General features: G+C 70.1%; 27 protein-coding genes and 1 other RNA gene. 12 read left to right on the forward strand and 16 right to left on the reverse strand.

The annotated features are described in order from the left end of the window. Positions 1-380: 380 nt before the first annotated feature. Positions 381-602: a YbdD/YjiX family protein gene (locus BLT59_RS21150; protein WP_091784987.1), complete on the reverse strand. Its 222-nt coding sequence runs from the start codon at positions 600-602 to the stop codon at positions 381-383. An 8-nt stretch (positions 603-610) separates the two neighbouring features. Next, entirely contained in the window at positions 611-2,671 is a 2,061-nt protein-coding gene (locus tag BLT59_RS21155; protein ID WP_091784992.1) for a carbon starvation CstA family protein, read from the reverse strand. Positions 2,672-2,956: 285 nt separating this feature from the next. Between BLT59_RS21155 and BLT59_RS21160 the strand changes: the two genes are divergently transcribed. Beyond that, the gene (locus BLT59_RS21160; RefSeq protein WP_091784996.1) at positions 2,957-3,826 is read left to right on the forward strand and encodes an NAD(P)-dependent oxidoreductase; all 870 of its coding nucleotides are present in this window, start codon (positions 2,957-2,959) and stop codon (positions 3,824-3,826) included. Between the two features lie 199 nt (positions 3,827-4,025). On the opposite strand, the gene miaA is transcribed toward BLT59_RS21160, so the two are convergent. Continuing rightward, positions 4,026-4,952 (reverse strand): tRNA (adenosine(37)-N6)-dimethylallyltransferase MiaA, encoded by a 927-nt coding sequence (gene miaA, locus BLT59_RS21165; RefSeq protein ID WP_091784999.1) that lies wholly within the window; start codon positions 4,950-4,952, stop codon positions 4,026-4,028. Between the two features lie 14 nt (positions 4,953-4,966). Between miaA and serB the strand changes: the two genes are divergently transcribed. Next, positions 4,967-5,860, forward strand: a complete 894-nt coding sequence (serB, locus tag BLT59_RS21170; protein WP_091785002.1) for a phosphoserine phosphatase SerB — start codon at positions 4,967-4,969, stop codon at positions 5,858-5,860. A gap of 3 nt (positions 5,861-5,863) precedes the next feature. Here serB and BLT59_RS21175 read toward each other — a convergent pair whose 3' ends face one another. From BLT59_RS21175 to BLT59_RS21205, 7 genes are all read right to left on the reverse strand, one after another. Further along, positions 5,864-6,172 (reverse strand): hypothetical protein, encoded by a 309-nt coding sequence (locus BLT59_RS21175; protein ID WP_091785005.1) that lies wholly within the window; start codon positions 6,170-6,172, stop codon positions 5,864-5,866. A 131-nt stretch (positions 6,173-6,303) separates the two neighbouring features. Beyond that, positions 6,304-7,848 (reverse strand): DegQ family serine endoprotease, encoded by a 1,545-nt coding sequence (locus BLT59_RS21180; RefSeq protein WP_091785199.1) that lies wholly within the window; start codon positions 7,846-7,848, stop codon positions 6,304-6,306. Between the two features lie 116 nt (positions 7,849-7,964). Continuing rightward, positions 7,965-8,930, reverse strand: a complete 966-nt coding sequence (locus BLT59_RS21185; protein ID WP_091785008.1) for a protease modulator HflC — start codon at positions 8,928-8,930, stop codon at positions 7,965-7,967. Beyond that, positions 8,927-10,111 carry an FtsH protease activity modulator HflK gene (hflK, locus tag BLT59_RS21190; protein ID WP_091785012.1) on the reverse strand — a complete coding sequence of 395 codons (1,185 nt, stop codon included), beginning with the start codon at positions 10,109-10,111 and terminating at the stop codon, positions 8,927-8,929. The genes BLT59_RS21185 and hflK overlap by 4 nt, the downstream gene beginning before the upstream one ends. 284 nt (positions 10,112-10,395) lie before the next feature. Further along, the gene (locus tag BLT59_RS21195; protein WP_091785015.1) at positions 10,396-10,884 is read right to left on the reverse strand and encodes a dihydrofolate reductase; all 489 of its coding nucleotides are present in this window, start codon (positions 10,882-10,884) and stop codon (positions 10,396-10,398) included. After that, positions 10,881-11,675: a thymidylate synthase gene (locus BLT59_RS21200; RefSeq protein WP_091785018.1), complete on the reverse strand. Its 795-nt coding sequence runs from the start codon at positions 11,673-11,675 to the stop codon at positions 10,881-10,883. The genes BLT59_RS21195 and BLT59_RS21200 overlap by 4 nt, the downstream gene beginning before the upstream one ends. Positions 11,676-11,827: 152 nt before the next feature. Continuing rightward, entirely contained in the window at positions 11,828-12,679 is an 852-nt protein-coding gene (locus BLT59_RS21205) for a CPBP family glutamic-type intramembrane protease (RefSeq protein ID WP_175544089.1), read from the reverse strand. Between BLT59_RS21205 and ssrA the strand changes: the two genes are divergently transcribed. Together ssrA and BLT59_RS21215 are read left to right on the forward strand one after the other, a co-directional pair. Beyond that, positions 12,671-13,052: a transfer-messenger RNA gene (gene ssrA / locus BLT59_RS21210) on the forward strand. The two genes, BLT59_RS21205 and ssrA, sit on opposite strands and share 9 nt — an antisense overlap. Positions 13,053-13,116: 64 nt before the next feature. After that, positions 13,117-13,740, forward strand: a complete 624-nt coding sequence (locus BLT59_RS21215) for an SspB family protein (protein WP_091785022.1) — start codon at positions 13,117-13,119, stop codon at positions 13,738-13,740. Between the two features lie 173 nt (positions 13,741-13,913). Here BLT59_RS21215 and BLT59_RS21220 read toward each other — a convergent pair whose 3' ends face one another. Next, positions 13,914-15,302 carry a cytochrome P450 gene (locus tag BLT59_RS21220; protein WP_091785205.1) on the reverse strand — a complete coding sequence of 463 codons (1,389 nt, stop codon included), beginning with the start codon at positions 15,300-15,302 and terminating at the stop codon, positions 13,914-13,916. 122 nt (positions 15,303-15,424) lie between these two features. Here BLT59_RS21220 and fumC point away from each other — a divergent pair, with 122 nt between their 5' ends. The 4 genes from fumC (at position 15,425) to BLT59_RS21240 (ending at position 18,170) form a co-directional block, all read left to right on the forward strand. Next, positions 15,425-16,834 carry a class II fumarate hydratase gene (gene fumC / locus BLT59_RS21225; protein ID WP_091785025.1) on the forward strand — a complete coding sequence of 470 codons (1,410 nt, stop codon included), beginning with the start codon at positions 15,425-15,427 and terminating at the stop codon, positions 16,832-16,834. Between the two features lie 61 nt (positions 16,835-16,895). Further along, positions 16,896-17,099 (forward strand): DUF4169 family protein, encoded by a 204-nt coding sequence (locus tag BLT59_RS21230; protein ID WP_091785028.1) that lies wholly within the window; start codon positions 16,896-16,898, stop codon positions 17,097-17,099. 138 nt (positions 17,100-17,237) lie between these two features. Beyond that, positions 17,238-17,462, forward strand: a complete 225-nt coding sequence (locus BLT59_RS21235) for a ribbon-helix-helix domain-containing protein (RefSeq protein ID WP_091785031.1) — start codon at positions 17,238-17,240, stop codon at positions 17,460-17,462. Between the two features lie 81 nt (positions 17,463-17,543). Next, the gene (locus tag BLT59_RS21240; RefSeq protein WP_091785034.1) at positions 17,544-18,170 is read left to right on the forward strand and encodes a ParB-like protein; all 627 of its coding nucleotides are present in this window, start codon (positions 17,544-17,546) and stop codon (positions 18,168-18,170) included. 16 nt (positions 18,171-18,186) lie between these two features. On the opposite strand, the gene BLT59_RS21245 is transcribed toward BLT59_RS21240, so the two are convergent. Beyond that, on the reverse strand, positions 18,187-18,585 hold the full coding sequence (locus BLT59_RS21245) for a PRC-barrel domain-containing protein (RefSeq protein ID WP_091785037.1): 399 nt from the start codon (positions 18,583-18,585) through the stop codon (positions 18,187-18,189). A 133-nt stretch (positions 18,586-18,718) separates the two neighbouring features. Here BLT59_RS21245 and mepA point away from each other — a divergent pair, with 133 nt between their 5' ends. Further along, positions 18,719-19,639, forward strand: coding sequence for a penicillin-insensitive murein endopeptidase (gene mepA / locus BLT59_RS21250; RefSeq protein ID WP_091785039.1), 921 nt, complete (start codon positions 18,719-18,721; stop codon positions 19,637-19,639). Between the two features lie 166 nt (positions 19,640-19,805). Beyond that, positions 19,806-19,973, forward strand: coding sequence for a hypothetical protein (locus tag BLT59_RS31425; protein ID WP_175544090.1), 168 nt, complete (start codon positions 19,806-19,808; stop codon positions 19,971-19,973). A gap of 3 nt (positions 19,974-19,976) precedes the next feature. Here the strand turns inward: BLT59_RS31425 and msrA are convergent, their stop codons facing one another. Next, positions 19,977-20,633 carry a peptide-methionine (S)-S-oxide reductase MsrA gene (gene msrA / locus BLT59_RS21255; RefSeq protein ID WP_091785041.1) on the reverse strand — a complete coding sequence of 219 codons (657 nt, stop codon included), beginning with the start codon at positions 20,631-20,633 and terminating at the stop codon, positions 19,977-19,979. A gap of 410 nt (positions 20,634-21,043) precedes the next feature. Then, complete coding sequence (locus BLT59_RS21260) at positions 21,044-21,364, reverse strand: hypothetical protein (RefSeq protein ID WP_020091308.1); 321 nt, start codon at positions 21,362-21,364, stop codon at positions 21,044-21,046. 197 nt (positions 21,365-21,561) lie between these two features. Between BLT59_RS21260 and BLT59_RS21265 the strand changes: the two genes are divergently transcribed. After that, a complete protein-coding gene (locus BLT59_RS21265; RefSeq protein WP_091785044.1) occupies positions 21,562-22,239 on the forward strand; it encodes an HAD family hydrolase in 678 nt (225 codons plus the stop codon). Between the two features lie 408 nt (positions 22,240-22,647). After that, complete coding sequence (locus BLT59_RS21270; protein WP_091785047.1) at positions 22,648-22,935, forward strand: hypothetical protein; 288 nt, start codon at positions 22,648-22,650, stop codon at positions 22,933-22,935. A gap of 8 nt (positions 22,936-22,943) precedes the next feature. On the opposite strand, the gene BLT59_RS21275 is transcribed toward BLT59_RS21270, so the two are convergent. Then, complete coding sequence (locus tag BLT59_RS21275) at positions 22,944-23,663, reverse strand: invasion associated locus b family protein (RefSeq protein WP_091785050.1); 720 nt, start codon at positions 23,661-23,663, stop codon at positions 22,944-22,946. Between the two features lie 108 nt (positions 23,664-23,771). After that, entirely contained in the window at positions 23,772-24,053 is a 282-nt protein-coding gene (locus BLT59_RS21280) for a hypothetical protein (protein ID WP_091785053.1), read from the reverse strand. Positions 24,054-24,147: the final 94 nt, after the last annotated feature.

The following is a 24,147-nucleotide window of genomic DNA, read 5'->3' on the forward strand; positions in this document are numbered from 1 at the left end:
GCTGCCTGGTCGGCGGCTATTGTGGTCCACGGGAGCGGCACACGGTGGCCGCCAGCTCAGGAACGGCCGCGGCGCAGGCGCGCGGCCCGCGCCTGCGCCGCGGTGAGCTCGGGATTGTCCGGATCGTCCGTGATGTCGCCCGGATCCGAGCCTCCTCCGCGTCCGTGATCGGTGTCGGGTCGCGCTTAGGCATTCTCGAACAGCAGGCGGTCGCGCATCCGCGAAGTCGAGGCCGTGCTTGGTGGGATCGCTCTCCCGCTTCGGCTCGTCCCGCACCAGAGGCATGCCCGACGGTACGATCCGGCCCGCAATCGCTCGATCAGATCGTAGATACGATTTGCAAATCCCGACCGGAGGAACCCGGTCCGTCGGCCCGCTGCTCAGCAGCAGCGGAAGCCCGACGTGTTGCCGACTCCGAAGCGGGCGTTCTCCCGGTTGCGGAAGAACTCCACCTCGGTCATCGGCGCCTGGTCGGGATGGGTGCGGCGGACATGCTCGGCATAGGCCGCGTAGTCCCCCTGCCCGACCATCAGCCGGGCGCCGTCGCAGACGCATTTGGACAACGTCCGGATCCGCTCCCGCAGGTTCGACGACTGCAGCATGGCGCGCCCTACTCCGCCGGGACCATGCGGGGCTCGGTTTCCAGCGCGGTCCAGCGGTCCGCGCGCCACGCCTTCAGGCAGGCGGCGATTCCGAAGCCCGCGATGGCGACGACGAGGCCGATGAACAGGGCCGCCAGCACCGCGTCGATCCGGTCGTTGAGGATGATCTGGCTCATCTGGTCGGCGTTCTTGGCGGGCGCCAGGATCTTGCCCTCGGCGGCAGCCGTTGCGTAGCGCTCGGCATGGGCCAGGAAGCCGATCTTCGGATCGGCCGAGAAGATCTTCTGCCAGCCGGCCGTGAGGGTGCACAGGCACAGCCACGCGGTCGGGATGATGGTCACGAACGCGTAGCGCTCGCGCTTCATCTTGAAGATCACCACCGTGCAGAGCGTGAGCGCCACCGCGGCCAGCATCTGGTTCGAGATGCCGAAGAGCGGCCACAGGGTGTTGATGCCGCCCAGCGGGTCGGTCACGCCCTGGTAGAGGAAGTAGCCCCAGGCCCCTACCGAGATGGCGGTCGCCGCGATGCTCGGCCCCCAGGCGGTCGTGTTCTTGAAGGCCGGCACGGCGAGCCCGACGAGATCCTGCACCATGAAGCGGCAGGCGCGGGTCCCAGCATCCACCGCCGTGAGGATGAACAGCGCCTCGAACAGGATCGCGAAGTGGTACCAGAAGGCCATCATCGTCTTGCCGCCGATGGCCGACGAGATGATGTGGGCCATGCCGACCGCCAGTGTCGGCGCGCCGCCCGCCCGAGAGATGATCGTGTGCTCGCCGACATCCGCGGCGGTCTGGGTGATCACCTCCGGAGTGGTGGCGAAGCCGAGCTTCGTCACCGCGGCGGCCGCGGTCTCGGGCGTCGTGCCGACCAGCGCGGCGGGCGAGTTCATGGTGAAGTAGACGCCGGGGTCGATCACGCAGGCCGAGACCAGCGCCATGATCGCCACGAAGGATTCCATCAGCATGCCGCCGTAGCCGATGAAGCGGGCATCCGCCTCGCTGGCGATGAGCTTCGGGGTGGTGCCCGACGAGATCAGCGCATGGAAGCCCGAGACCGAACCGCACGCGATGGTGATGAACAGGAACGGGAACAGGCTGCCCGCCCAGACCGGGCCGGTGCCGTCCACGAACTTGGTGATCGCCGGCATCTGCATGTGCGGCGCCACGAAGGCGATGCCGAGCGCGAGACCCACGATGGTCCCGATCTTGAGGAAGGTCGACAGGTAGTCGCGCGGGGCGAGGAGCAGCCAGACCGGCAGGATCGAGGCCACGAAGCCGTAGCCGATCAGCATCCAGCAGAGCTGCGGGCCCGTGAAGGTGAAGGCCGGACCCCAGACCGGGCTCGACGCCACCGAGCCGCCGGCGACGATCGCCAGCATCAGCAGGACGAAGCCGAGGATCGAGACCTCGCCGATCTTACCGGGGCGGATGTAGCGCGCGTACACACCCATCAGCATGGCGATCGGGATCGTCGACATCACCGTGAAGGTGCCCCAGGGACTCTCGGCGAGCGCCTTGACGACGATGAGGGCCAGCACGGCCAGCAGGATCACCATGATCAGGAAGGTGCCGAACAGGGCGATGATGCCGGGAATCGTGCCGAGCTCGGCCCGGATCAGCTCGCCGAGCGAGCGCCCATCGCGGCGCATCGACACGAACAGGACCATGAAATCCTGCACGGCGCCGGCGAGCACCACGCCGGCCAGGATCCAGAGCATGCCGGGCAGGTAGCCCATCTGGGCGGCGAGCACCGGGCCGACCAGGGGGCCGGCCCCCGCGATCGCCGCGAAGTGGTGGCCGAACAGGACGCCGCGGTTGGTGGGGACGTAGTCGAGCCCGTCATTGTGGCGCACCGCCGGCGTCACGCGCTTCGGGTCGAGGCGCATCACCTTGTCGGCGATGAACTTGGCATAGTAGCGGTAGGCGATGAGGTAGACGCAGACCGCCGCGACCACGATCCAGAGGGCGTTGATCGTCTCGCCGCGCTGGCTCGCCACGATCGCCAGAGCCGCGGCCCCGAGCGCCCCTACGAGGGCCCACGGCCCATGCCTGCCGATCGCCGAACCCATGTTCCACTCCCTGACCGACTGCCTCGCGCGCGGCGCCCCGGAGGAGGCCGGCTGGGACTCGCGGGTCCCGGGCTACACGGGCGGTTTATCCTCTTCGTCCGCCGTTGACGCAAGCGATCCGAGCTGTGATGCAGCTTTGGCGGCGGCACGACGTCCAATCTGTCAGGTCGGGTCTTCGGCACGGCTCCGATCACCTTCACGAACCGGCGGCCGGGTCCCGTCGCCGCCTGCCGTGAGCGAAGGAAGGGCGCCGGCACGATCCGGCCCTGCGAGGAGCGGACAACCATGGCGAAGGTCGCATTCCTGGGTCTCGGCGTGATGGGCGGGCCGATGGCCGGCCACCTCGCCAAGAAGGGTGGCCACGACGTTACCGTCTACAACCGTACGACGCCGAAGGCCGAGGCCTGGGTGAAGACCTATGGCGGCGCGTTCGCCCCCACCCCCCGGCAGGCCGCCGAGGGTGCCGAGATCGTGTTCGCCTGCGTGGGCAACGACGACGACCTGCGCAGCGTCGTGCTGGGCGCGGATGGGGCGCTCGCCGGCATGAAACCCGGCGCGATCTTCGTCGATCACACCACGGCCTCCGCCGAGGTCGCCCGGGAGCTCGCCGCGGCCGCCGAGGCCAAGGGGCTCGGCTTCATCGATGCCCCGGTCTCCGGCGGCCAGGCGGGCGCCGAGAACGGCGTGCTCACCGTGATGTGCGGCGGCGACGCGGCGACCTACGCCAAGGTCGAGGGCGCGATCGGATCCTTCGCCCGGGCCTGCCGGCTGATGGGCCCGGCGGGGGCCGGCCAGCTCACCAAGATGGTCAACCAGATCTGCATCGCCGGCCTCGTCCAGGGCCTGTCGGAGGGCGTCCACTTCGCCAAGCGGGCCGGCCTCGACGTCGAGGCGGTGCTCGACGTGATCTCCAAGGGGGCCGCCGGCTCCTGGCAGATGGAGAACCGCGGCAAGACCATGAACGCGGGCAAGTTCGACTTCGGCTTCGCGGTCGACTGGATGCGCAAGGATCTGGGTATCCTGCTGGACGAGGCCCGCCGCAACGGCGCCAAGCTGCCGGTCTCGGCCCTCGTTGACCAGTTCTACGCCGAGGTGCAGGCCATGGGCGGCAACCGCTGGGACACGTCGAGCCTCGTGGCGCGGCTGGAGCGCTGACACCTTCGGCCCTCACCCTGGACTGAATGACAGCGTGAGACGCGACAGGCTCCCTGTCCCTCTGCCGACGGATCTCGGGCCTGCCCGAGATCCGCACCGGTGCGACCAAGTCGGGCAAGCCCGACTTGGTTGGAGAGCGGACCCGCGCCGATGATGGCAACGGGCAAGCCTCCTGCGCTCAGCGGATGGGCCGAACTCATCAGAACAGGTCTTCGACCTTCGCCCCTTCCGGATCCACCCAGCGCCAATCCTCCCCCATCTGGTGGCGGAACCACGTGAACTGGCGCTTGGCGTAGGCCCGCGTATCCGCCTGCCCCCGGTCGATCGCCGCTTCAAGGCTCACAGCCCCGTCGAGATGGGCGATCAGCCCCGGAACGCCGTGGGCGCGCATGACCGGCAGCATCGGATCGAGCCGGCGCTCCCGCAGGCGGGCGACCTCGTCCAGCGCGCCCTCCGCGATCATGGTCCGGAAGCGGGCGTCGATGCGGGCGCGCAGCACCGCGCGGTCGGGTGCCAGGAAGATCTTCCGGAGGTCCCGGCCGGCGAGAGGGCCGGGCACGGGATCGCCGTAGAAGCTCGCGATCGGCCGCCCCGTCGCGCGAAAGATCTCCAGGGCGCGCATCACCCGCATCCGGTCGCTCGGCCGCAGGCGGGCAGCCCCCTCGGGATCGTGCCGGGCGAGGTCGGCATGGAGCGCCTCGGTAGGGCGCCCGTCGGCCTCCGCCCGCACCTGCGTGCGGACCGCTTCCGGCACCGGCGGCAGTTCCGAAAACCCCTGCTCCAGCGCCCGGAAATACAGGCCCGTGCCACCGACGAAAACCGGCATCTGCCCACCGAGCGTCGCCAGCAGCGCCGCCGCGTCCCGCGAGAAATGCCCGACGGAGTAGTTCACGGCGCCGTCGACATGGCCGTAGAGCCGGTGGGGCACCCGCGCCTCCTCGTCCGGATCGGGCCGGGCGGTCAGGCGGTGCAGATCCGCGTAGACCTGCATGGAATCGGTGTTGATCACCACGCCGCCGTGACGCTCCGCCAGCCGGGTGGCGAGCGCCGACTTGCCCGAGGCGGTGGGCCCTGCGATGAGGATCGCCGCCGGGCGCCCCCCGGCCTCCTCCCGGTCTGGCGGCAAGGCGAAACTCCACGATGCTGGTCGCGGTCCTGATAGCAAACCCGGATCGGCCGTCCATCACCGACGCGGTGCTGGCCGAGACGCGCGCCGTGCTGCGGACGGAGCACCAGCCCCGAATCCTGCACGGGGAGGTGGCGGCCGAGGTGCTGGTGCCGGGTGAGCCCGGGATCGCCCTGGCCCTTACGGAGAAGCTGCGGGCGGCCCTGGCCGGGGAGCCGCTCGACCTCGCGGTGCTGCCCGCCGACGCGCACCGGCGCAAGCGCCTCTTCCTGGCCGACATGGATTCCACCATGATCGAGCAGGAATGCATCGACGAGCTCGCCGGGACGCTCGGCCTCAAGGACCACGTGGCAGCGATCACCGAGCGGGCGATGCGCGGCGAGATCGCCTTCGAGCCGGCGCTCCGCGAGCGCGTGGCGCTCCTGAAGGACATCCCGGTGGAGGTGGTCGATGAACTGATCGCCCGGCACCTGACCCTGACCCCGGGCGGCCGCACGCTGGTCCAGACGATGCGGGCGCACAACGTCCACACCTGCCTGGTCTCGGGAGGTTTCACCCTGTTCACTGGCCCGATCGCCGCGATGATCGGCTTCCACGAGCACCGCTCGAATGTGCTCGGTGTGGCCGAGGGGCGGCTGACCGGGACGGTGGAAGATCCGATCGTCGGCAAGGCCGAGAAGCGCGCGTCGCTGATCGCGCTGCGCGGGACGCTGGGCCTCGGTCACGTGGATACGCTGGCAGTGGGCGACGGGGCCAACGATCTCGACATGCTGGGCGAGGCCGGCCTCGGCGTGGCCTTCCGGGCAAAGCCCGCGGTCGCGGCCGCGGCGCGGGTCCGGGTCGAGCACGGCGACCTCACCGCGCTCCTGTACCTGCAGGGCTACGCGGCGGCGGAGTTCGTGGGGTGAGGCTCAGTGCAGGGTGCGGGTCAGGGCGATGACCGCGCCCGGAACCGCCAGGGTCTGAAAGCCGATCGCACCGACCAGCCAGCGCTTCGTCTCGACCTTCGCGGAAGCGGTTGCGCCCTTCAGGGCCTCGATATCGCTGCGAACGACCTGGATATCCGCTTGCACATCACGGATGTCGGCTTTCGTGGCGATGTTTCCGTCAAAGGCGTCGACAAGCGCGTCGGCCAAGCCCTCCGCCTGCTCGGGCGACAGCTTCGCCGTCTCCCACAGGACGCGGGCGAATCTCAGGGCGTCGAAGGCGACGGCCGTCATGGGGCCGGGATCGTTCGAGCCGCACCGACTCGCGCCGCCCCGCAGCGCCGCGTCAATGCGCGGGCCCCTGAACGCGCGAGGGCCGCCGCTCCTCGCGAAGCGACGGCCCTCTTCAGTGCAGATGAGGCCGCTCAGTCGAGGCCGACGGCCACGAAGCGCACATCGCCGGTGGCGCTCGCCACCAGCAGCAGCACCGACTTGCGCCCGTCCTTCTTGAGGGCGTCGATCCGCTTGGTCACCTCCGCGGGGGTGCTCACCGACTCCTGGCCGACCTCGACGATCACCTCGCCGGGCTGGATCCGCTTGTCGGCGGCGGTCGAGTTCGGGTCGACGCGGGTGACGACCACGCCCTTCACGGTATCCTTGATGGAGTACTTCTTGCGCAGCTCGTCGGTCATGCCGGAGAGGTTGAGGCCGAGCGCCTGCCGGGTCGCGCTCTCGGGCTCCGGCTGGCGCAGGTTGGCGAGTTGCGGCTTGTCGCTGTCCTCCAGGCGGCCCAGGGTGACGGGCTTGGTCACCTCCTCGCCCTTGCGCATGACGACCACGTCGACCTTCTGGCCGACCGGGGTCGAGGCGACGATGCGCGGAAGGTCGCCCGAGGCCTTCACCGGCGCGCCGTTGAACTTCAGGATCACGTCGCCGACCTCGATCCCGGCGGACTTGGCCGGTCCCTTCTCGTCGACGCCGGCGACCAGGGCGCCTCGCGGCCCACCCTTGAGGTTGAGCGCCTCCGCAGTGGCATCATCGACGTTCTGGATGCGCACGCCGAGCCAGCCGCGGCGGACCTCGCCGAAATCGCGGAGCTGGTCGATCACCGGCTTGGCCGTGCCCGACGGCACCGCGAAGCCGATGCCCACCGAGCCGCCGGTCGGCGACAGGATCGCCGTGTTGATGCCGATCACCTCTCCATCCATGTTGAACAGCGGCCCACCCGAATTGCCCTTGTTGATGGCCGCATCGGTCTGAATGTAGTTGTCGTAGGGTCCGGACTCGATGTTCCGGCCCCGGGCCGAGACGATGCCGGCCGAGACCGAGCCGCCGAGCCCGAACGGGTTGCCGATGGCGATGACCCAGTCGCCCGGCCGCATCTTGTCGGAATCCCCGAACGGCACGGCCTTCAGCGGGCGATCGGCAGTGGGCTTCACCCGCAGCACCGCGAGGTCGATCTTCGAATCCTTGCCGACGATCTCGGCCTTCAGCTTGGTGCCGTCGTGCAGGATGACCTGGATGTCGTTGGCGTCGCCGATGACATGGTTGTTGGTCACCACGATCCCGGAGGCGTCGATGATGAAGCCGGAGCCCAGGGAGTTCGACTTGCGCTGCTGGCGCGGCGCGTCGTTGTCGCCCCGCTCGCCACTACCGCCGCGGCCGCCGCGGCGGTTGAAGAACTCCTCGAACAGGTCCTCGAACGGTGTGCCCGGAGGTACCTGCGGCCCGGCGCGGCCGGCGCGCGCTTCGACCGTCGTGGAGGCGGAGATGTTCACCACCGCGTCGGTAACCTGCTCGGCGAGGTCGGCGAGCGAGGCCGGCCCCTTGGCGAAGGCAGGAACCGGCAGGGCAGCGGTCGCCACGGATGCGCCGACCAAGATCGACGCCATCAGCGCGCGGGCGCGGGATCGGGGCTGCGCCTTGGCGCGGCCGAAGGGCGCCTCAGCGGCGCTCGCGACGGGGTGCATGATCGACCTCTTCATGAACGCGTTTCCGGCTCCGCGGGCTCCCGACCGGAAGTCGACCGCCCGCGGATTTTGACTCGTAGAGGTATCGCGGCGCCAGCGCGCCGACACCCGCCCGATCAGCGCCCCGTTCCGGCCGTCGACCCGGTCATGGCACTCGGATCGACCGGTCCGCGCGGTCCGCGCGCCGCCGAGGCAGCCGCGCGTCCCTGCGGGTCGCTGAAGTACCGGAAGAAGTCCGAGCTCGGGCTGATCACCAGACGGGTATCGGATCCCTTCAGCCCGCTCTCGTAGGCCTGCATCGAGCGGTAGAAGCTGAAGAAGTCCGCATCCTTGCCGAACGCGTCGGCGAGGATGCGGTTCTTGTCCGCGTCACCCTGTCCGCGCAGCTGCTCGGATTTCTGAGTGGCCTCGGCCAGGATCACCGTCACCTCGCGGTCGGCCTTGGCGCGGATCGTGGCGGCAATCTGGTCGCCGTTGGCGCGGATGTCGGCGGCCTCGCGCTCGCGCTCGGTCTTCATCCGCCGGTAGACGGCGGCCGAGTTCTGCGCGGGCAGGTCGACGCGGGTCATGCGCAGATCGACGATCTCGATGCCGAGCGCCTTGGCCTGCCGGTTCACGTCCTCCTGGATCTGGTGCATCAGCTGCCCGCGATCGGTCTTCACGATCGCGTCGCGGGTCGAGCGGGCGAGCACGTTGCGCAGGCCGGAATTGGTGAAGCTCGCGAGCCGCTGGTTGGCCAGGCCGATATTGCCCACCGCCTGATAGAAGCGCAGCGGATCGACGATCCGGTAGCGGGCGAAGGCGTCCACCTCCAGGTTCTGCCGGTCGGCGGTGAGCACCGTCTGCACCGGCAGGTCGAGGTCGAGCACGCGCTTGTCGAAGATGACCACGTTCTCCATGAACGGGATCTTGAAGTAGAGGCCGGGCTTGTCCTCGCCGGTGGCGTTGAGGACGGCGCGGACGCGGCCGAACTGCAGGACGAGCGCCTGCTGCATCTGGCCGACGGTGAAGATCGAGGCGTAGAGCCCGATCGCGACGATCGCCGCGATCGCGATCAGGCCGGTGCGGAGTGCCTGTTTCATCGGGCGGCTCCCGTCTGGCTCTGGGCCCGGGCGCCGAACTCGGAGAGCGGCAGCACCGGCAGCACGCCGGCCGCGGTCGCGGCGCCGGGCTGGGTGCCGTTCTGGTCGATGATCACCTTGTTCACGGAGCCCAGGACCTTCTCCATCGTCTCCAGGAAGATCCGCTCGCGGCTGATCGCCGGGGCGGCCTTGTAGGAGGCATAGACCTCGCTGAAGCGCGCGGCCTGGCCGGTGGCGTCGGCGGTCGCCTTCGTCCGGTAGGCCTCGGCCTGCTGGACGATCTGGGACGCCTTGCCGCGGGCCTGCGGCACTTCGCGGCTGGCGTAGGTCTTGGCCTCGTTCTGCGCGGTGTCGGCGTCCTGCTGGGCGGCGTTCACGTCGATGAAGGCGGGGCGTACCTCCGGCGGCGGGTTCACCGAGACGAGCTGCACCACCTCGATGCGCACGCCGGCGCCGTACTCGTCGAGCCCCTTCTGGACCATCTCCTTCACCTCCTGGGCGATGCTCGACTGCTCGTTGGTGAGGATCGCCTGGATGTTGCGGCGGCCGATCACCTCGCGCATCGCGCTCTCGGAGATCGCCTTGATGGTGCCCTCCGGGTTCTGGAGGTTGAACACGAAGTCGGAGGCCTTCAGCGGGTTGATCCGCCACTGCACCTCGAAGTCGAGATCGACGATGTTCTCGTCGCCGGTAAGGATCAGGCTCTCGTCCGGCACGTCGCGGTTGCGGCCCTGGCCGCCCGGGCCGGAGCGGAAGCCGATCTGGATTGAGTTCTGCGATCCGACGTCGGGCTTGACCACGCCGCCGATCGGATAGGGGAAATTGTAGCGCAGGCCCTCGCCCTTGGTGCCGACATAGCGGCCGAAGATCGTCTCGATGCCGACCTGCCGGGGGTAGACGGTGTAGAAGCCGGTGGCGAGCCAGATGGCGATGGCCAGGACGGCGATCACGGCCGCACTGCGGCCGCCGCCGACGCCGGTCGAACCGCCGCCGCCATAGCCGCCGCCCGAACCGCCGCCGCCCGGGATCAGACCGCGCAGACGGTCCTGCCCGCGCCGGAGCAGATCCTCGAGGTTCGGCGGCGTCTTGCCACCGCCGCCGCCACCACCCCAGGGACCGCTGCCGTTACCGCCGGGCCGGCCCCAGGGGCCCCCGCCGCCGCTCTGATTGCTCCAAGGCATCCTAGCCGTCGTCTCCTGCCTGTCCGCGCCCAGCCCGCACCCCGGCCCGCGCCCCTTGCCTGAACGGCCACGCTCGCCCGCCTAGTCCCGGCCATGCGGACCGATCGCGATGCGACCTCGTCCGCGTGGAGGCCCTAAGAGCCTGCACGCGCGCATTTTCCCGCAGGATGCGCATGCCCGGCGTGAGCCTGCGCACCTGACAGGCACCTGCGGGCGCACGCCCCATGCTGTCAAGGCTGGCAGGTGGGCATGCGCGGTGCGGAACGCAAATGCGGCGGCGCGCCTCAGCGCACGCGCTCCCAATCGACGAAGGCGAAGGCGTGCTCGTCCCGCGGTCCTGCCGGGTGCGCCTCGCGGAACGTCTCCCGGAAGCGGCCGCGGTCGACGACCGGGAATCGCACATCGCCCTCGGGCTCGGCCGCGACCTCGGTGAGATGGAGCCGGTCGGCATGCGGGAGCGCGAGTGCGTAGATCTCGGCCCCACCGACCACCATCAGCTCCGTCCCGGCGGCAGCCAGCGCCGATTCCCAATCGTGGACGGTCTCGACCCCCTCGGCGCGGAAGGCGCGATCCCGCGTGAGCACCAGGGTGCGACGCCCCGGCAGGGGGCGGCCGATCGAATCCCAGGTCCGGCGCCCCATCAGCATCGGCTTGCCCATGGTCAGGGCCTTGAAGCGCTTGAGATCGCTGGAGAGATGCCAGGCGAGCCCGTTGTCGCGGCCGATCACGCCGTTACGGGCGACGGCGGCGACCAGGGAGACGATCGGGCTCATACCGCCACCGGGGCCGCGATGGCCGGGTGCGGCTCGTAACCCTCGATGGCGATGTCCTCGTACCGGAAGGCGAAGAGGTCGCGGACCTCCGGATTGAGCCGCAGCTGCGGCAGCGGGCGCGGGGTCCGGCCCAGCAGCGTCCGGGTCTGCTCCAGGTGGTTCCGGTAGAGATGCGCGTCGCCCAAGGTGTGGACGAAGTCGCCGACCCCGAGGCCGGTCACCTGGGCGATCATGTGGGTCAGGAGAGCGTAGCTCGCGATGTTGAACGGCACGCCGAGGAAGGCGTCCGCCGAACGCTGGTAGAGCTGGCAGGAGAGCCGCCCATCGCTGACGTAGAACTGGAACAGGCAGTGGCAGGGGGCGAGCGCCATCCGGTCGAGGTCGGCCGGGTTCCAGGCCGAGACGATCAGGCGGCGGGAATCGGGATTGCGCCGGATCTCACCCAGCACCCAGGCGATCTGGTCAACCGTGCCGCCGCCGGGCTTCTCCCAGGAGCGCCATTGCTTGCCGTAGACCGGCCCGAGATCACCCTGCGCGTCCGCCCACTCGTCCCAGATCGTCACGCCGTTCGCTCTGAGCGCGGCCACGTTGGTATCGCCGGTGAGGAACCAGAGCAGCTCGTGGATGATCGAGCGCAGGTGCAGCCGCTTCGTGGTGACCAGCGGGAAGCCCGCCGAGAGATCGAAACGCATCTGGTGGCCGAACACCGAGAGGGTGCCGGTGCCGGTGCGGTCGTGCTTGACGGCGCCCTCGTCGAGGATGCGCCGGAGCAGGTCGTGATATGCGTCCATCGGGCACTCCTGCATGCCAGAATGGCGGCTGGCAGGTTCCAAGCCCGTATATGTGCATGGCGAGCGCGAGTCTCGATGCGGGACGGCTCTTGGGCGTGGTTTCTGACGCACTCTTCAGGTTCGGACCGGCGTCTTCTTGGGCGGCGAACGCATCACCCCGGCCAGAGCAGGTAGGTCACGAGGGCGAGGTTCGACCAGCCGTGCAGGGCGATGCCGGGCCAGAGCCGACCGGTGCGCCAGCGCAGCCAGCCGAGCGCCAGGGCGAGCGGCAGCAGGGAGATCGGCCGGGCGAGCCCCCAGGACGAGATGTGGGCGGCGGCGAAGATGAGCGCGGTGACCACGATCGCCCCCGCAGGCCCGACCACCGCGTTGGCGCGCGCGAAGGCCTCGCCGCGCAGCAGCAGCTCCTCGGCCACGGGCGCCAGGATCGCGAGATAGACGAGCCATGCAGTGACCGCGGCCTGGCTCATGAAGGGCGACAGCCGCACATGCTGGCCGAAGCTCGCGCCGAACAGCTCCGCCGTGCCGGTGACCCAGGCGATGTGCAGCACCGGCCAGACGAGGAGGAGGCCCAGCAGCGCGACCGGCCGCATCCCGTTCGGCCGCTCCCGGTCCAGGGCAAGGCGGCGGCGCCAGGCGGCCCGGTCGCGCCACCACGCGCCGCCGAGCACGAGGGCCGCGAGGAAGACCTGGCGCAGGGCGTCGATCGCGAAGGCCCGGTGGGCGAGTTCCACCGCGCCGAGAAACGGGCGCCGCTCCGGGGGCAGGAACGGGTCGATCCCGTTCCACAGGTCGAAGCCGACGCGCACGGCGGCCAGCGACAGCAGGCTCGCCGCGCCGAGATAGAGGATCACGAGGGCGACGATGGCGCCGAGCTGCCATGTCGCGGCCCAGAGACGGCCGAGAGGACCTCGGGTGCCGGGCGCGCGCGATTGCGCACTTCCGGCAACAGGTTCGCCCGGAGGCTCCAAATGAGACGGCGGCGCGACACGATCGGGCTTCAAAACCGGACCGATCCCCTCTATATCTCGGGAGCCGGTCGCGAGGCCGGCTATGGCGATAAACGTTCTTCGCAATAAACCTATCGGACCCGGGGGCGGTACCCGGCGCCTCCACCCAAGCCCAGGACATGCTGCCGCAAGGTGCATGGTCGGAGCCGGGGCTTCGGCGGGGGCGAAATAGGATCGACGAGGGCGTAAAGGTTGAGCTTTCGCTCGGCATGGTTCCGCCGTTATCGGGCCTTTGCAATAGTTGCCAACGACAACTTTGCTCCGGTGGCGGTGGCCGCGTAAGCGGTCCCCAATACCGACCTAAAGTCCTAGCGGGTAGCACCGCATAGGCGGGGTTCGGGGGCACCTGGCAACAGAAGCCTCCACTTCATTCCTCGGTCCGGCCATCCGCGGCGGGGCGCCGGGCAGACCGGGCGAGAGCGCGACCGCAGATGGCAGACGACCTGATCCGCTACGATCTTCTGGTGCAGGACGCCCTGCGCGGCGTGGTGCGCAAGGTGTTGACCGACGCCGCCCGTGAAGGGCTCATGGGTGAACACCACTTCTACGTCTCGTTCCGGACGGAGGCGCCCGGCGTGCGGATGTCGCAGGCCCTGCGCGAGAAGTACCCGCAGGACATGACGATCGTCCTGCAGCACCAGTTCTGGGACCTCAACGTCACCGAGCACGCCTTCGAGGTCGGTCTGTCCTTCTCGGGCGTGCCGGAGCGGCTGCTCGTGCCGTTCGACGCCCTGTCGGGCTTCTTCGATCCCTCCGTGCAGTTCGGCCTGAAGTTCGATCTCAGCGAGGCCGGCGAGACGCCGGAGGAGGCGAATGCCGCCCCGGCCAAGCCCGGCCCCCGTGGGGCTGGTTCGGAACCCGGCGAGGTGCGGCCCAAGAGCGCCGGGCTCGCCACGATCGGTTCGGGTGCGCCGAAGGGGCTGCCCGCCCCCGCAATCCAGGGGGAGAAGGCCGTCAAGCCCGACGAGAAGGCCCCCCGCCCCTCCGCCAAGAAGGACGGCGAAGAGGGCAGCGCCGAGGTCGTGAGCCTGGACGCGTTCCGCAAGAAGAGCTGAACTCTCCCCGGGCCGACTCGACGCCCGGGGGTTCATTCGGTGGACGGCACGGTCGCGCAGCCGATGCTGTCGGCGGGTGAGCGGAAGCCGCGCGCCGAGCGCTTCGCCGCCAGCGCGACTCTGCTGACTCGTACCAGCAATGTGAGAACGCACGGGGAACCCGGTCAGCCCGCTCAAGCTCGCCGCTCGGCCTCCATGCGTAAGCCGTGCTCCGGCCGCAGCGTCACGCGGTGGAGCGGCGTGATCGGCGGGTGATCCTCCGGCAGCCGGAAGCGCACCGCCCGGACCACGTGGGCCAGCAGGATCACCGCCTCCTGGATCGAGAAGCTCTGGCCGATGCAGACCCGCGGGCCCGCCCCGAACGGCAGGTAGGCAAAGCGCGGGATCGCGTCCCGGTTCCCGGGCAGGAACCGCTCCGGCACGAACGCCTCCGGGTCCTCCCACAGCAGGTGATGGCGGTGGAGCACCCAGGGCGCCACCATCACCAGCGAGCCCCGCGGCACCTTGATCCGGCCGAGCCGGTCGTCCCGGACCGCCTGCCGGCTGAGGAACGGCACCGGCGGGAACAGCCGCATCGCCTCCTCGATCACCGCCCGGGTGAAGGGCAGGCGCTCGACGGCGAAATCCCCCGGCCCGGCCGCGTCGATCTCGGCCTCGACCCGCGCCTGCGCGGTCGGATCCTGCGACAGGCAGTAGAGCGCCCAGGTCAGGGAATTGGCCGTGGTCTCGTGGCCGGCGGCGATGAAGGTGACGATGTTGGCCTTCACGGCGAGGTCCGAGAGCCCGTTGCCGGTCTCGGGATCCTGCGCGGCGAGCAGCAGCGTCAGCAGGTCCCGGGGCGCCTCGCCCTGCGCCATCAGCGCCTTGCGCCGGGCGATGAGCGCGTCGACCACCTCGGCGAAGAAGCGGCCCGCCGGGCGCGCCCGCAGGCGGCCGATCCGCGGCACGAAGTCGGGTACGCCGAACACGTCGAGGGGGTCGATCGGCCCGACGGCCTCCAGGAAGCGGGTGATGGCGCGTCCCAGGGCGTCGGGATCGCTCGGCAGCCCCTGCGTGAAGATCGTCCGCTCCAGCACGTCGAGGGTGACGCGGGTCATCTCCAGGGCGACGTCGACCTGCTTGCCGTCGCGGCGGACGAGGCGGCGGCCGAGACGCGCCCCGGCGGCGTTCATCGCGTCGGAAAAACCCTGGACCGTGCGGGCGTTGAAGATCGGCGCCAGCGTCCGGCGCTGGAGCCGCCACTCGTCGCCCTCGGCGCTGAGCAGGCCGTTGCCGAGTCCCGGCGCCAGGACCCGGCGCTGGAGGTCGTCCTTGCGGTAGTTCTCGGCGTTCTCGATCAGCACGTAGCGGATCAGCGCCGGGTCGCTCACCAGGGTGATCCGGCCCATCGCGCCCTCGGCCGCCACCACCGGCAGCTTGAAATGCGCGTCCATCCAGGTGGTGATCGGGTTCTTCCGCGCCGCCCGCAGGAACGCGAACAGGCCGAGCGGCTCCTTCAGCGGAGGCGGCACGCGCGGGCGGAAGCGCGTGGCGGGCTCGGGCAGGTCGATCGTCGCGTTCATCGGCTCCTTGTCCGGCGGGAACAGAGCCCCGCCCTTGTCGGCGCGCCGGGGAAAACCGGCATCGCGATTCACCCGCGCCTCATTTAAGTAGGCACCGCACTGCACCAGACGTAGAGGCCACGATGTCGCCCACCGAGACCGCCACCCGCACCGAGTCCGACACCTTCGGGCCGATCGAGGTTCCGGCGCATCGCTACTGGGGCGCGCAGACGCAGCGCTCGATCCAGAACTTCAAGATCGGCACCGACCGGATGCCGGCGCCGCTGGTCCACGCCCTCGGCGTGGTGAAGCAGGCCGCCGCCCTGGTGAACAAGGATCTCGGCGCCCTCGACCCGAAGCTCGCCGACGCCATCGCGGCCTCGGCCGCCGAGGTCGTCGAGGGCCGCTACGACGACGAGTTCCCGCTCGTCATCTACCAGACCGGCTCGGGCACCCAGTCGAACATGAACGCCAACGAGGTGATCGCGAGCCTCGCCAACGAGCGGCTCGGCGGCCAGCGCGGCGGCAAGTCGCCGGTCCATCCGAACGACCATTGCAACCGCGGCCAATCCTCCAACGACACCTTCCCCACGGCCATGCACATCGCGGTGGCCCGCGAGATCCAGGGCCGCCTGCTGCCGGCGCTGAGCCATCTGCACGCGGCGCTCGACGCCAAGGCCAAGGCGTTCGATTCGATCGTCAAGATCGGCCGCACCCACCTGCAGGACGCGACGCCGGTCTCGCTCGGCCAGGAATTCTCCGGCTACGCCGCGCAGGTGGCACTCGGCGGATCGCGCGTCGCCGCGACCCTGCCGGGCGTGCTGGCCCTCGCCCAGGGCGGCACCGCGGTCGGGACCGGCCTCAACGCCCATCCGGAATTCGCCGAGCGCTTCGCCGCCAAGGCCGCGGAGCTGACGGGCCTGCCGTTCACGAGCGCCGCCAACAAGTTCGAGGCGCTCGCCACCCACGACGCGCTGGTATTCACGCAGGGGGCGCTCGCGGCGCTGGCCGCCGGCCTGTTCAAGATCGCCCAGGACATCCGCTTCCTCGGCTCGGGCCCGCGCTCCGGCCTCGGCGAGCTGTCGCTGCCCGAGAACGAGCCCGGCTCCTCGATCATGCCCGGCAAGGTCAACCCGACCCAGTGCGAGGCCCTGACCATGGTCTGCGCCCAGGTGATCGGCAACGGCACGACCGTGAGCTTCGCCGGCAGCCAGGGCAACTTCGAGCTCAACGTGTTCAAGCCGGTGATCGCCAATGCGGTGCTGCAGTCGATCCGCCTGCTGGCCGACGCGGCGGTGAGCTTCACCGACAATTGCGTGGTCGGCATCAAGGCCAACGAGGACAAGATCGCCGACCTGATGAGCCGCTCCCTCATGCTGGTGACGGCGCTCGCCCCCTCGATCGGCTACGACAAGGCCGCCGAGATCGCCAAGACCGCGCACAAGAACGGCACCACCCTCAAGGAAGAGGCGCTGCGCCTCGGCTACGTCACCGAGGAAGAGTTCGAGCGCGTGGTCCGGCCGGAGACCATGCTGGCGCCCAGCGCCGACTGATCCTTTTGAGACCGGCCGGCGTGGTGCACCTGCGCCGGTCACCATTTCGGGGAGGCGATCCGTGGCCGAGATCATCAACCTGCGCCAGGTCCGCAAGGCGAAGGCGCGTGCGCAGGCCGACGCGCAGGCCGAGACCAACCGGATCGCCTTCGGGCAGCCGAAGAAGGCCAAGACCCTCCAGCAGCGGCGCAAGGCCCTGGAGGCCGAGCGCCACGAGGGCCACCGCCTCGAGCGGCCCGAGCCGGATTCCGACCCCGCGGAATGAGATCGCCATCCTGATGGTGCGCGCACACCGTCTTTGCGAGCGCAGCGAAGCAACCCAGGACGGCGCGACCCCGGTCGGCGTGGCGCTGCCCGATTGCTTCGCTGCGCTCGCAAAGACTGGAGAGGCCGCCGCTCCGCCATGAGCGCGGGTATCACCAAGCGATCCGTGATGATCGCCGGCCACCGCACCAGCGTGTCGCTGGAGGATGCCTTCTGGGCCGCGCTGCGGGAGATCGCGGAGGCGCGGGGCCAGTCGGTCCAGGCGCTCGTCGGTGCCATCGATGCCGGACGCGGCGGGCAGAACCTGTCCTCGGCGATCCGCGTGTTCGTCCTGGAAGCCGTGCGGGCAATGCCGGAAACGTGAGCGCTGCGCGCCCTGTCCGGCCTTCTGATCCTGGATACCTTGTGAGATTCGCGTGACCAATCCACGCAGGATCGAGATCCCATGGCCAACCGAGAACCGCTGCTCAAGACCATCCCGATCGCGGAGCTGCGCCCGACGCAGATGACGGTGGGCTACCGCGAAGTGGCCGAGAAGCGGCGGCGCTGGCGGGACTACGACGGCGAGAAGAAGAAGGCATTCCTCGGCGCCCACATGATCCCGACGCTGCTCGGGCCGAAGAAGCGCCATTACATCATCGATCACCATCACCTCTCCCGGGCTCTCCACGAGGAGGGCGTCGAGAACGTGCTCGTGACCGTGGTGGCCGACCTGCACTACCTCGACAAGGATGCGTTCTGGACGGTCTGCGACCACAAATCGTGGACCCATCCCTACGACGCCGACGGCGTGCGCCAGCACTTCAAGGACATCCCGAAATCGGTCGATGCCCTGGTGGACGATCCCTATCGCAGCCTCGCCGGCGAGCTGCGCCGGGCCGGCGGCTTCGCGAAGGATACGACGCCGTTCAGCGAGTTTCTCTGGGCCGACTTCCTGCGGCGCAACATCAAGGAGAAGCGCATCGAGGGCGACTTCTCCTCCGCCCTCGAGCGGGCCATGGCGCTCGCCAAATCCAAGGATGCCGATTACCTGCCCGGATGGTGCGGACCGCTGACGCGACCCATCCGCTGACGACCGCGGCGCGTTCCTAGATGCCCCAATAGGGTGCCGCGTCGTAGTAGCGGTGGATCTGATCCTCCCAGGCCCCATCCTCGGCCGGATCGGTACCCTCCGGGGTGCGGGCCGGCGCGGCGCGCAGCTGCGCTTCCGTGACGTCGACCACGTAGGCGTCCTGGCGCGGCTCGAAGCGCAGCACCGACCAGGGCAGCGTGTAGAAATCCTCGCCGAGGCCGAGGAAACCGCCGAAGCTCATCACCGCGTAGGCCACCCGACCGGAGACCTTGTCGAGCATCAGCCGCTCGATCCGCCCGACCCGGCCCCCGTCGGGCCGGCGGACCTCCGTCCCGACGACCCGATCGCTGGCGATCAGGCGGCGGGGCGGCTTGTGCACGGGATCTGCCGTGCCGGGCTGACCGCTTGCCGTCATCCTCGCCTCCCCGGCCGGTTCGCGCGGCCGTTTCGCGCGACGCAGCCTGCCTGCCCGAAAAACGCCCTGCCCCTGAGCGACGTTCCGGCGGGCAACCGCGCCCGCCCTCTCCAGACGGACGAACAGCCCCCGCATGCCGACGCCGCGTTTCGCTCAGAGCCTCGCGCTCGCCGCCCTGCTCCTGCCCGCCGCCGCCCAGTCCCAGGACCGCGGCAGCGTCAATCCGAAACCGCTGCCGCCCCTGGAGCATCCCGACGCACCCTCGACGCCCGCCAAGGCCCTGTTCGGGCGCGTCGCCAAGGCGGCCGCCGGACCGGCTCACATCTACGGCTTCTATGCCAAGGGCTGCTTCTCCGGGGGCGAGGCGCTGCCGCTGGACGGTCCGAACTGGCAGGTCATGCGTCCCTCCCGCAACCGGATGTGGGGCACCCCCTATCTCGTCGACTTCATCGAGCGCCTGTCGCAGAAGGCCGTCCGGGTCGGCTGGCCGGGCCTGCTCGTGGGCGACATGGCGCAGCCCCGGGGCGGCCCGATGATCACCGGCCACGCCTCGCATCAGATCGGCATCGACGCCGATGTCTGGCTGACGCCGATGCCCGACCACCGCATGAGCCGGGCCGAGCGCGAGGAGACCTCGGCCACCGACATGGTCCGCCCTGACCGCCTCGATATCGATCCGGAGGTCTGGACGCCGACCCACCTGCAGCTGATCAAGATCACGGCCGAGCAGCCGGAGGTGGAGCGCATCTTCGTCAACGCGGCGATCAAGAAGGCGCTCTGCCGCGACGCCGCGGGCAGCCGCTGGATGTCGAAGGTGCGCCCGATGTACGGGCACAACTACCACTACCATATCCGGCTTTCCTGCCCGGCCGGCCAGGAGGAATGCCAGCCGCAGGGTGCGCCCCCCGCCGGTGACGGCTGCGATGACCTCGGCTACTGGTTCTCGGACCCGGTGCTGCACCCGAAGCCGCCGAAAGTGCCGCCGAAGCCCAAGCCCGCCATGACCATGGCGGCGCTGCCCTCCGCCTGCCGGGCGGTGCTGAAGGCGCCCTAGACCAAGGCTCCGGGCTACAGGCGCTCAGGGCGCGTCCGCAGCCCGGCCGTCCATCGGCGGCCCGGTCGCCCCCGCTGCGATCGCGGCGGGCCTGCGGGCTGATCGCCGCGGAAACGCGGCGGGTGCGTCACTCGGCGTGTCGGCTTCGATGTGCTAACGCATCCGGATGCCCCGCTGGCTCTTCATCCTCCTCGCGACCGCTGTCGCCCTTTCGGTGCTGGGCAGCGTGCTGATCGTGCTTCGCAGCCCGAACAGCACGCCGCCCCTGCGGGGCAACGCCGTCAACGCCCCGGCGCCGGGCCCACAGACGCGGCCCGACAGCCGGAGCCCGTGAGACTCAGGCCGCGACGCCTGTTCCCACCGGGCAGCTGACGCCGGTGCCGCCCAGGCCGCAATAGCCGGCCGGGTTCTTGGCAAGGTACTGCTGGTGGTAGGCCTCCGCGAAGTAGAAGTGCTCCAGCGGCTTGATCTCGGTGGTGAGGTCGGGAAAGCCGCGCGTCCGCAGTGCCTCGGCATAGGCCGCGCGCACGGCCCGGGCCGTGGTCTCCTGCTCGGGGCTGACGGTGTAGATGCCGGAGCGGTACTGCGTGCCGACATCGTTGCCCTGACGCATGCCCTGCGTCGGGTCATGGCTCTCGAAGAAGGTCCGCAGCACCGCCTCCAAGGGCAGGACCGCCGGATCGAAGGCCACCAGCACGACCTCGTTATGGCCGGTCTGGCCGGTGCAGACCTCCTCGTAAGTCGGGTTCGGCGTGTAGCCCCCGGCATAGCCGACGGCCGTCACGACCACCCCCTCGGGCAACTGCCAGAACCGGCGCTCGGCGCCCCAGAAGCAGCCGAGCCCCAGCACGATCGTCTCGGTGCCTGGCGGATAAGGCCCCTTGAGCGGTTTGCCGTTGACGAAATGCGTCTCGGCGGTCGGGATCGGGGTCGGACGTCCGGGCAGGGCGTCGGCCGGGGCCGGCATCTCAGGACGTTTGCGGAACGGGAACATCGGCTTGCCTTCCGGTCTCGGGCTCCCGCTCGATATGGGGAGGCGGGAGCCGCCGGGAAAGCGTTCGGCGCCTGGCAACCCGAATCCGCGACGCAAGACTGGACCTCGGGGCTAAGTTCCAGCTTGTATCCGCGAGAGACAGTGATCGGAGTGCCGCTCTGCGCGGCGTGGGGAAGGGCGGATCCGGATGGAAACGGGCGGAACTGCCACGAGCCACGTGCCGGACAACCTGCCTCGCAGTTCGATGTCAACGAGCACTACGCGCTGACCGTGGTCGAGGCCAAGCTCGCGGGCCGCTAAGGCGCTCCGCGGGACTGGACGCCGGCGCAAAGAGAGTGCGCCCAAAACAGGGGCTTAGAGCCGGACCCGATTGCAACGCGATCGGCCACGGCTCCCGGTCGCGCCGAAGCTCAGGGCTTCGTCAGGAACCCGATGGGCTCGCGGCCGGGCTGGCCGAGCCAGAGCAGCACCGCGCCGAGCCCCAGGCCGATCAGGGAGGCCGGTGCCAGGGTGAGCGGCAGGCCCAGGATGTGCCAGAGCCAGGGTGCCGCCCCCTCCACGCTGCCCTGCAGCGCACTGGCCTTGTCCTTGAACAGGGTGGCGATCACGTCGGAGAGCGGCGTCACCCGCAGACCGTTATTGGCGATGGAGCGGGCACCGTCATAGACCAGCGCGACGAAGCCGCCGGCCATCAGCAGGAAGCCCAGGACGCGGGCCAGGAAGCGGAACATCGCGGGGCCTTCTGAGCCTTGCCTTGCGGGCCGAGTGAGCTGTGCCGGCGCGTTCGAGAGCGCCCGCCCCGGGAGTATGGGGCCGGGACGCAAGGTGCAAGCGCCCGGGCTGAGCGGCGATACGCGCCGTTGCCGGACCTTCGCCCCCGTGCCACAGGCTCGCCCGACGGCGACGGGCCGTGCGGGAACGGTCGACCTTGGACGCAGGCGCGAACAACCTCGGCCTCGTGATCTTCGATTGCGACGGCGTTCTGGTCGACAGCGAGCCCCTGAGCCTTGCCTGCCTGACGGCCGGGCTCAACCGGATCGGCGTGGAGATCGACTTCGCCACCGTGCGGACGCGCTTCACCGGCACGGCGATGCCCTCGATCATGGCGCATATCGCCCGCGATTACGGCGTCACCGCCCCGTCCGGCTTCGTCGAGGCGGTGAAGGCCGAAACCCTGGCGCTGTTCGACACCGAGCTGAGAGCGATGCGCGGCGTCGCCGAGGCGGTCGCCGCCATCGGGCTGCCGGTCTGCGTCGCGTCGAGCAGCGATCCGGTCCGGCTGCGCCATTCCCTGACCCTGACCGGATTGCTGCCCCTGTTCGGCGACCACGTCTTCTCCTCGGCGCAGGTGACCAGGGGCAAGCCGTTCCCGGACCTGTTCCTGTTCGCCGCCGCGCGCATGGGCGTCGCCCCTTCCGCCTGTCTCGTGATCGAGGACAGCGTCCCCGGGGTCAGGGCGGCCCGGAGTGCCGGCATGCGGGTGGCGGGCTTCACCGGGGGCGGCCATTGGGGGCACGACCCGGCGGGAGCCGGCCTCGTGGAGGCCGGCGCGAGCCGGATCTTCTCGGACTTCTCCGACCTCGCCGCGGTGATCGTCGCGGCCTGACCAATTCCGCCTCCCCGAAGGCTGCCCGGGACCGGCATCCTGCCAGGCGGGCACCGAAAATCGGAAGTCCGTTCCGTTGACGGTGCGCAGTGCCGCATCCATCTTCAGGGATGCCGGCCCGACGGCGCCCACCCGGCGCTCGAGCGGGTCGGCCGCGGTGATTTGAGAAGCGTAGCTTGCCCCGCGTGATCAAACGCTAAAGCACTGCGACGGCCCCCGCGCCGCGCGGTCCTTCAGTCTGGAGGACGTCCGATGGTCGCTCGAACACCATCCCTTCGATCCCTGCTCCTGACCGTGTCCTGCTCCCCCGCCGCCCGGCGGCGCTGTCGACGTTAGCCCCGTCGGCCCTCCGCAGCAGTCAACGCGATCCGGCACGGCGACAGGCCGGCCCAGGGAGTTTCCAGTCCGATGAACAATCTCGCAGAGTACCTGCTCGAAGACCGTCCTAATTTCGCGGATCCGGCCATCGGCCCTGCCGCACCGGCCCGGGTGATCGAGATCGGTGAGGTGACCGCCGGGATCGCCGTCCCGGAGGGGCGCGGCGTCCGGTTCTTCTCATCCGCGCGCGATTTCGACGGCCTCGATGGCACCGTGTTCCGCACGGCCGAACAGGCGGCCCGTGCGGCCCGCGCGCGCATGAGCGCCCGGACCCGGTCACCCGCGCGGGCGGAGCGCCCGGCGCTGCGCCAGGCCTGAGCCGCGCGCTACTTGCTGCACTCGTCGCGGGTGCGCTTCATGGCCTCAGCGAACCCGCCGAGCGCGTACTCGTCGCTCGTCGGGTTCCCGCGCAGCGAGGTCGTCTTGATGATCAGCTTGGGGTTGCGGGCGCTCATCTCGGAGACGACCCGCGCCTCCTCGGCCGGATTCTGCAGCCAGGCATTGCCGTCCTTCACCACGAGGCCGAAGCGGCTGGCACCGAGATTGAGGCTCGGATCGGTGGGCGCGGCCGCCGAGCCGGGCTTGACCTGGGAGGCCGCGGGCTTCGACGGGAAGCCCAGCATCACCGCCACCTCGTTCTGGACGTTTTCGCCCTTGCGCACGCTCACGAACAGGTAGGCTGTGTCGCGCTTCAGGGTCTTAGGCGAACGCGCCTGTGGCTGGGCGATGGCGTAGCAGAGCTTGTTGCGGCCATCACCGTTCACGAACACGTTCCAGTCGCCGAAGATCGCCACCGGGGTGGCCTGCTGCATCCCCGGCGGGGTCGCGGCCTTCTCTGATCGCCTGGTCCGCTCGCGGCCGTGCCGCCGCCCGCGCCGTGCCGGGCCGGCATCCCCACCGCCCGCATCGGGGGCGGCCTCCTGGGCATGGGCTGCCGTCGCCGACAGGGAGGCGACGCCGAGCACGCCCCCGGCGAGGCCGGAGACCAGCCCGGATGCGAGCAGGGCGAGAGCTCCGACCGGGAGCGAGCGGGAGACGCGAACCATCTTCACTTCCTGACGACGGGCGGCTCCATCAGGAGCCGAACCGGGGATCGGGATTAGTGAAGCTTGCGTAAAACGTCGGCAAGATGGCGAGGCAGGATCTGCCGAAAATCAGACCGCGCGCGCTTCCGCCGCCAGGGCCGCGATAACTCCGGCCGGAACCGGCAGGGGTTCGAGCGCCTGACCGGAAGGCACGGCGATCGCGTTCGGCTGGGCCGGCGCGGCGCGGCTGCGAGGCGGATCGTTGTAGGGCGTGTTGTAGCCCTTGCGGACCGCGGCCCAGTAGGACTCGCGCGTCAAGCCCGAACCGGTCAAGGCGGCGTCGATCATCGCCGTGGCATGCGCCGCGAAATCCGGCACGTTCTCCGTGTTCAGCCAACTCTCGACAGGCATCCTGCGAACTCCGATCCACACGGCGAAGCTTGTAGCTGAGCGGACTTAGCCAGACGGTGAACGCGCGGGCGGGCCGAGGGTTGCAATGCACAAT

Source organism: Methylobacterium sp. UNC378MF, assembly GCF_900103195.1.
Lineage (GTDB): Bacteria > Pseudomonadota > Alphaproteobacteria > Rhizobiales > Beijerinckiaceae > Methylobacterium.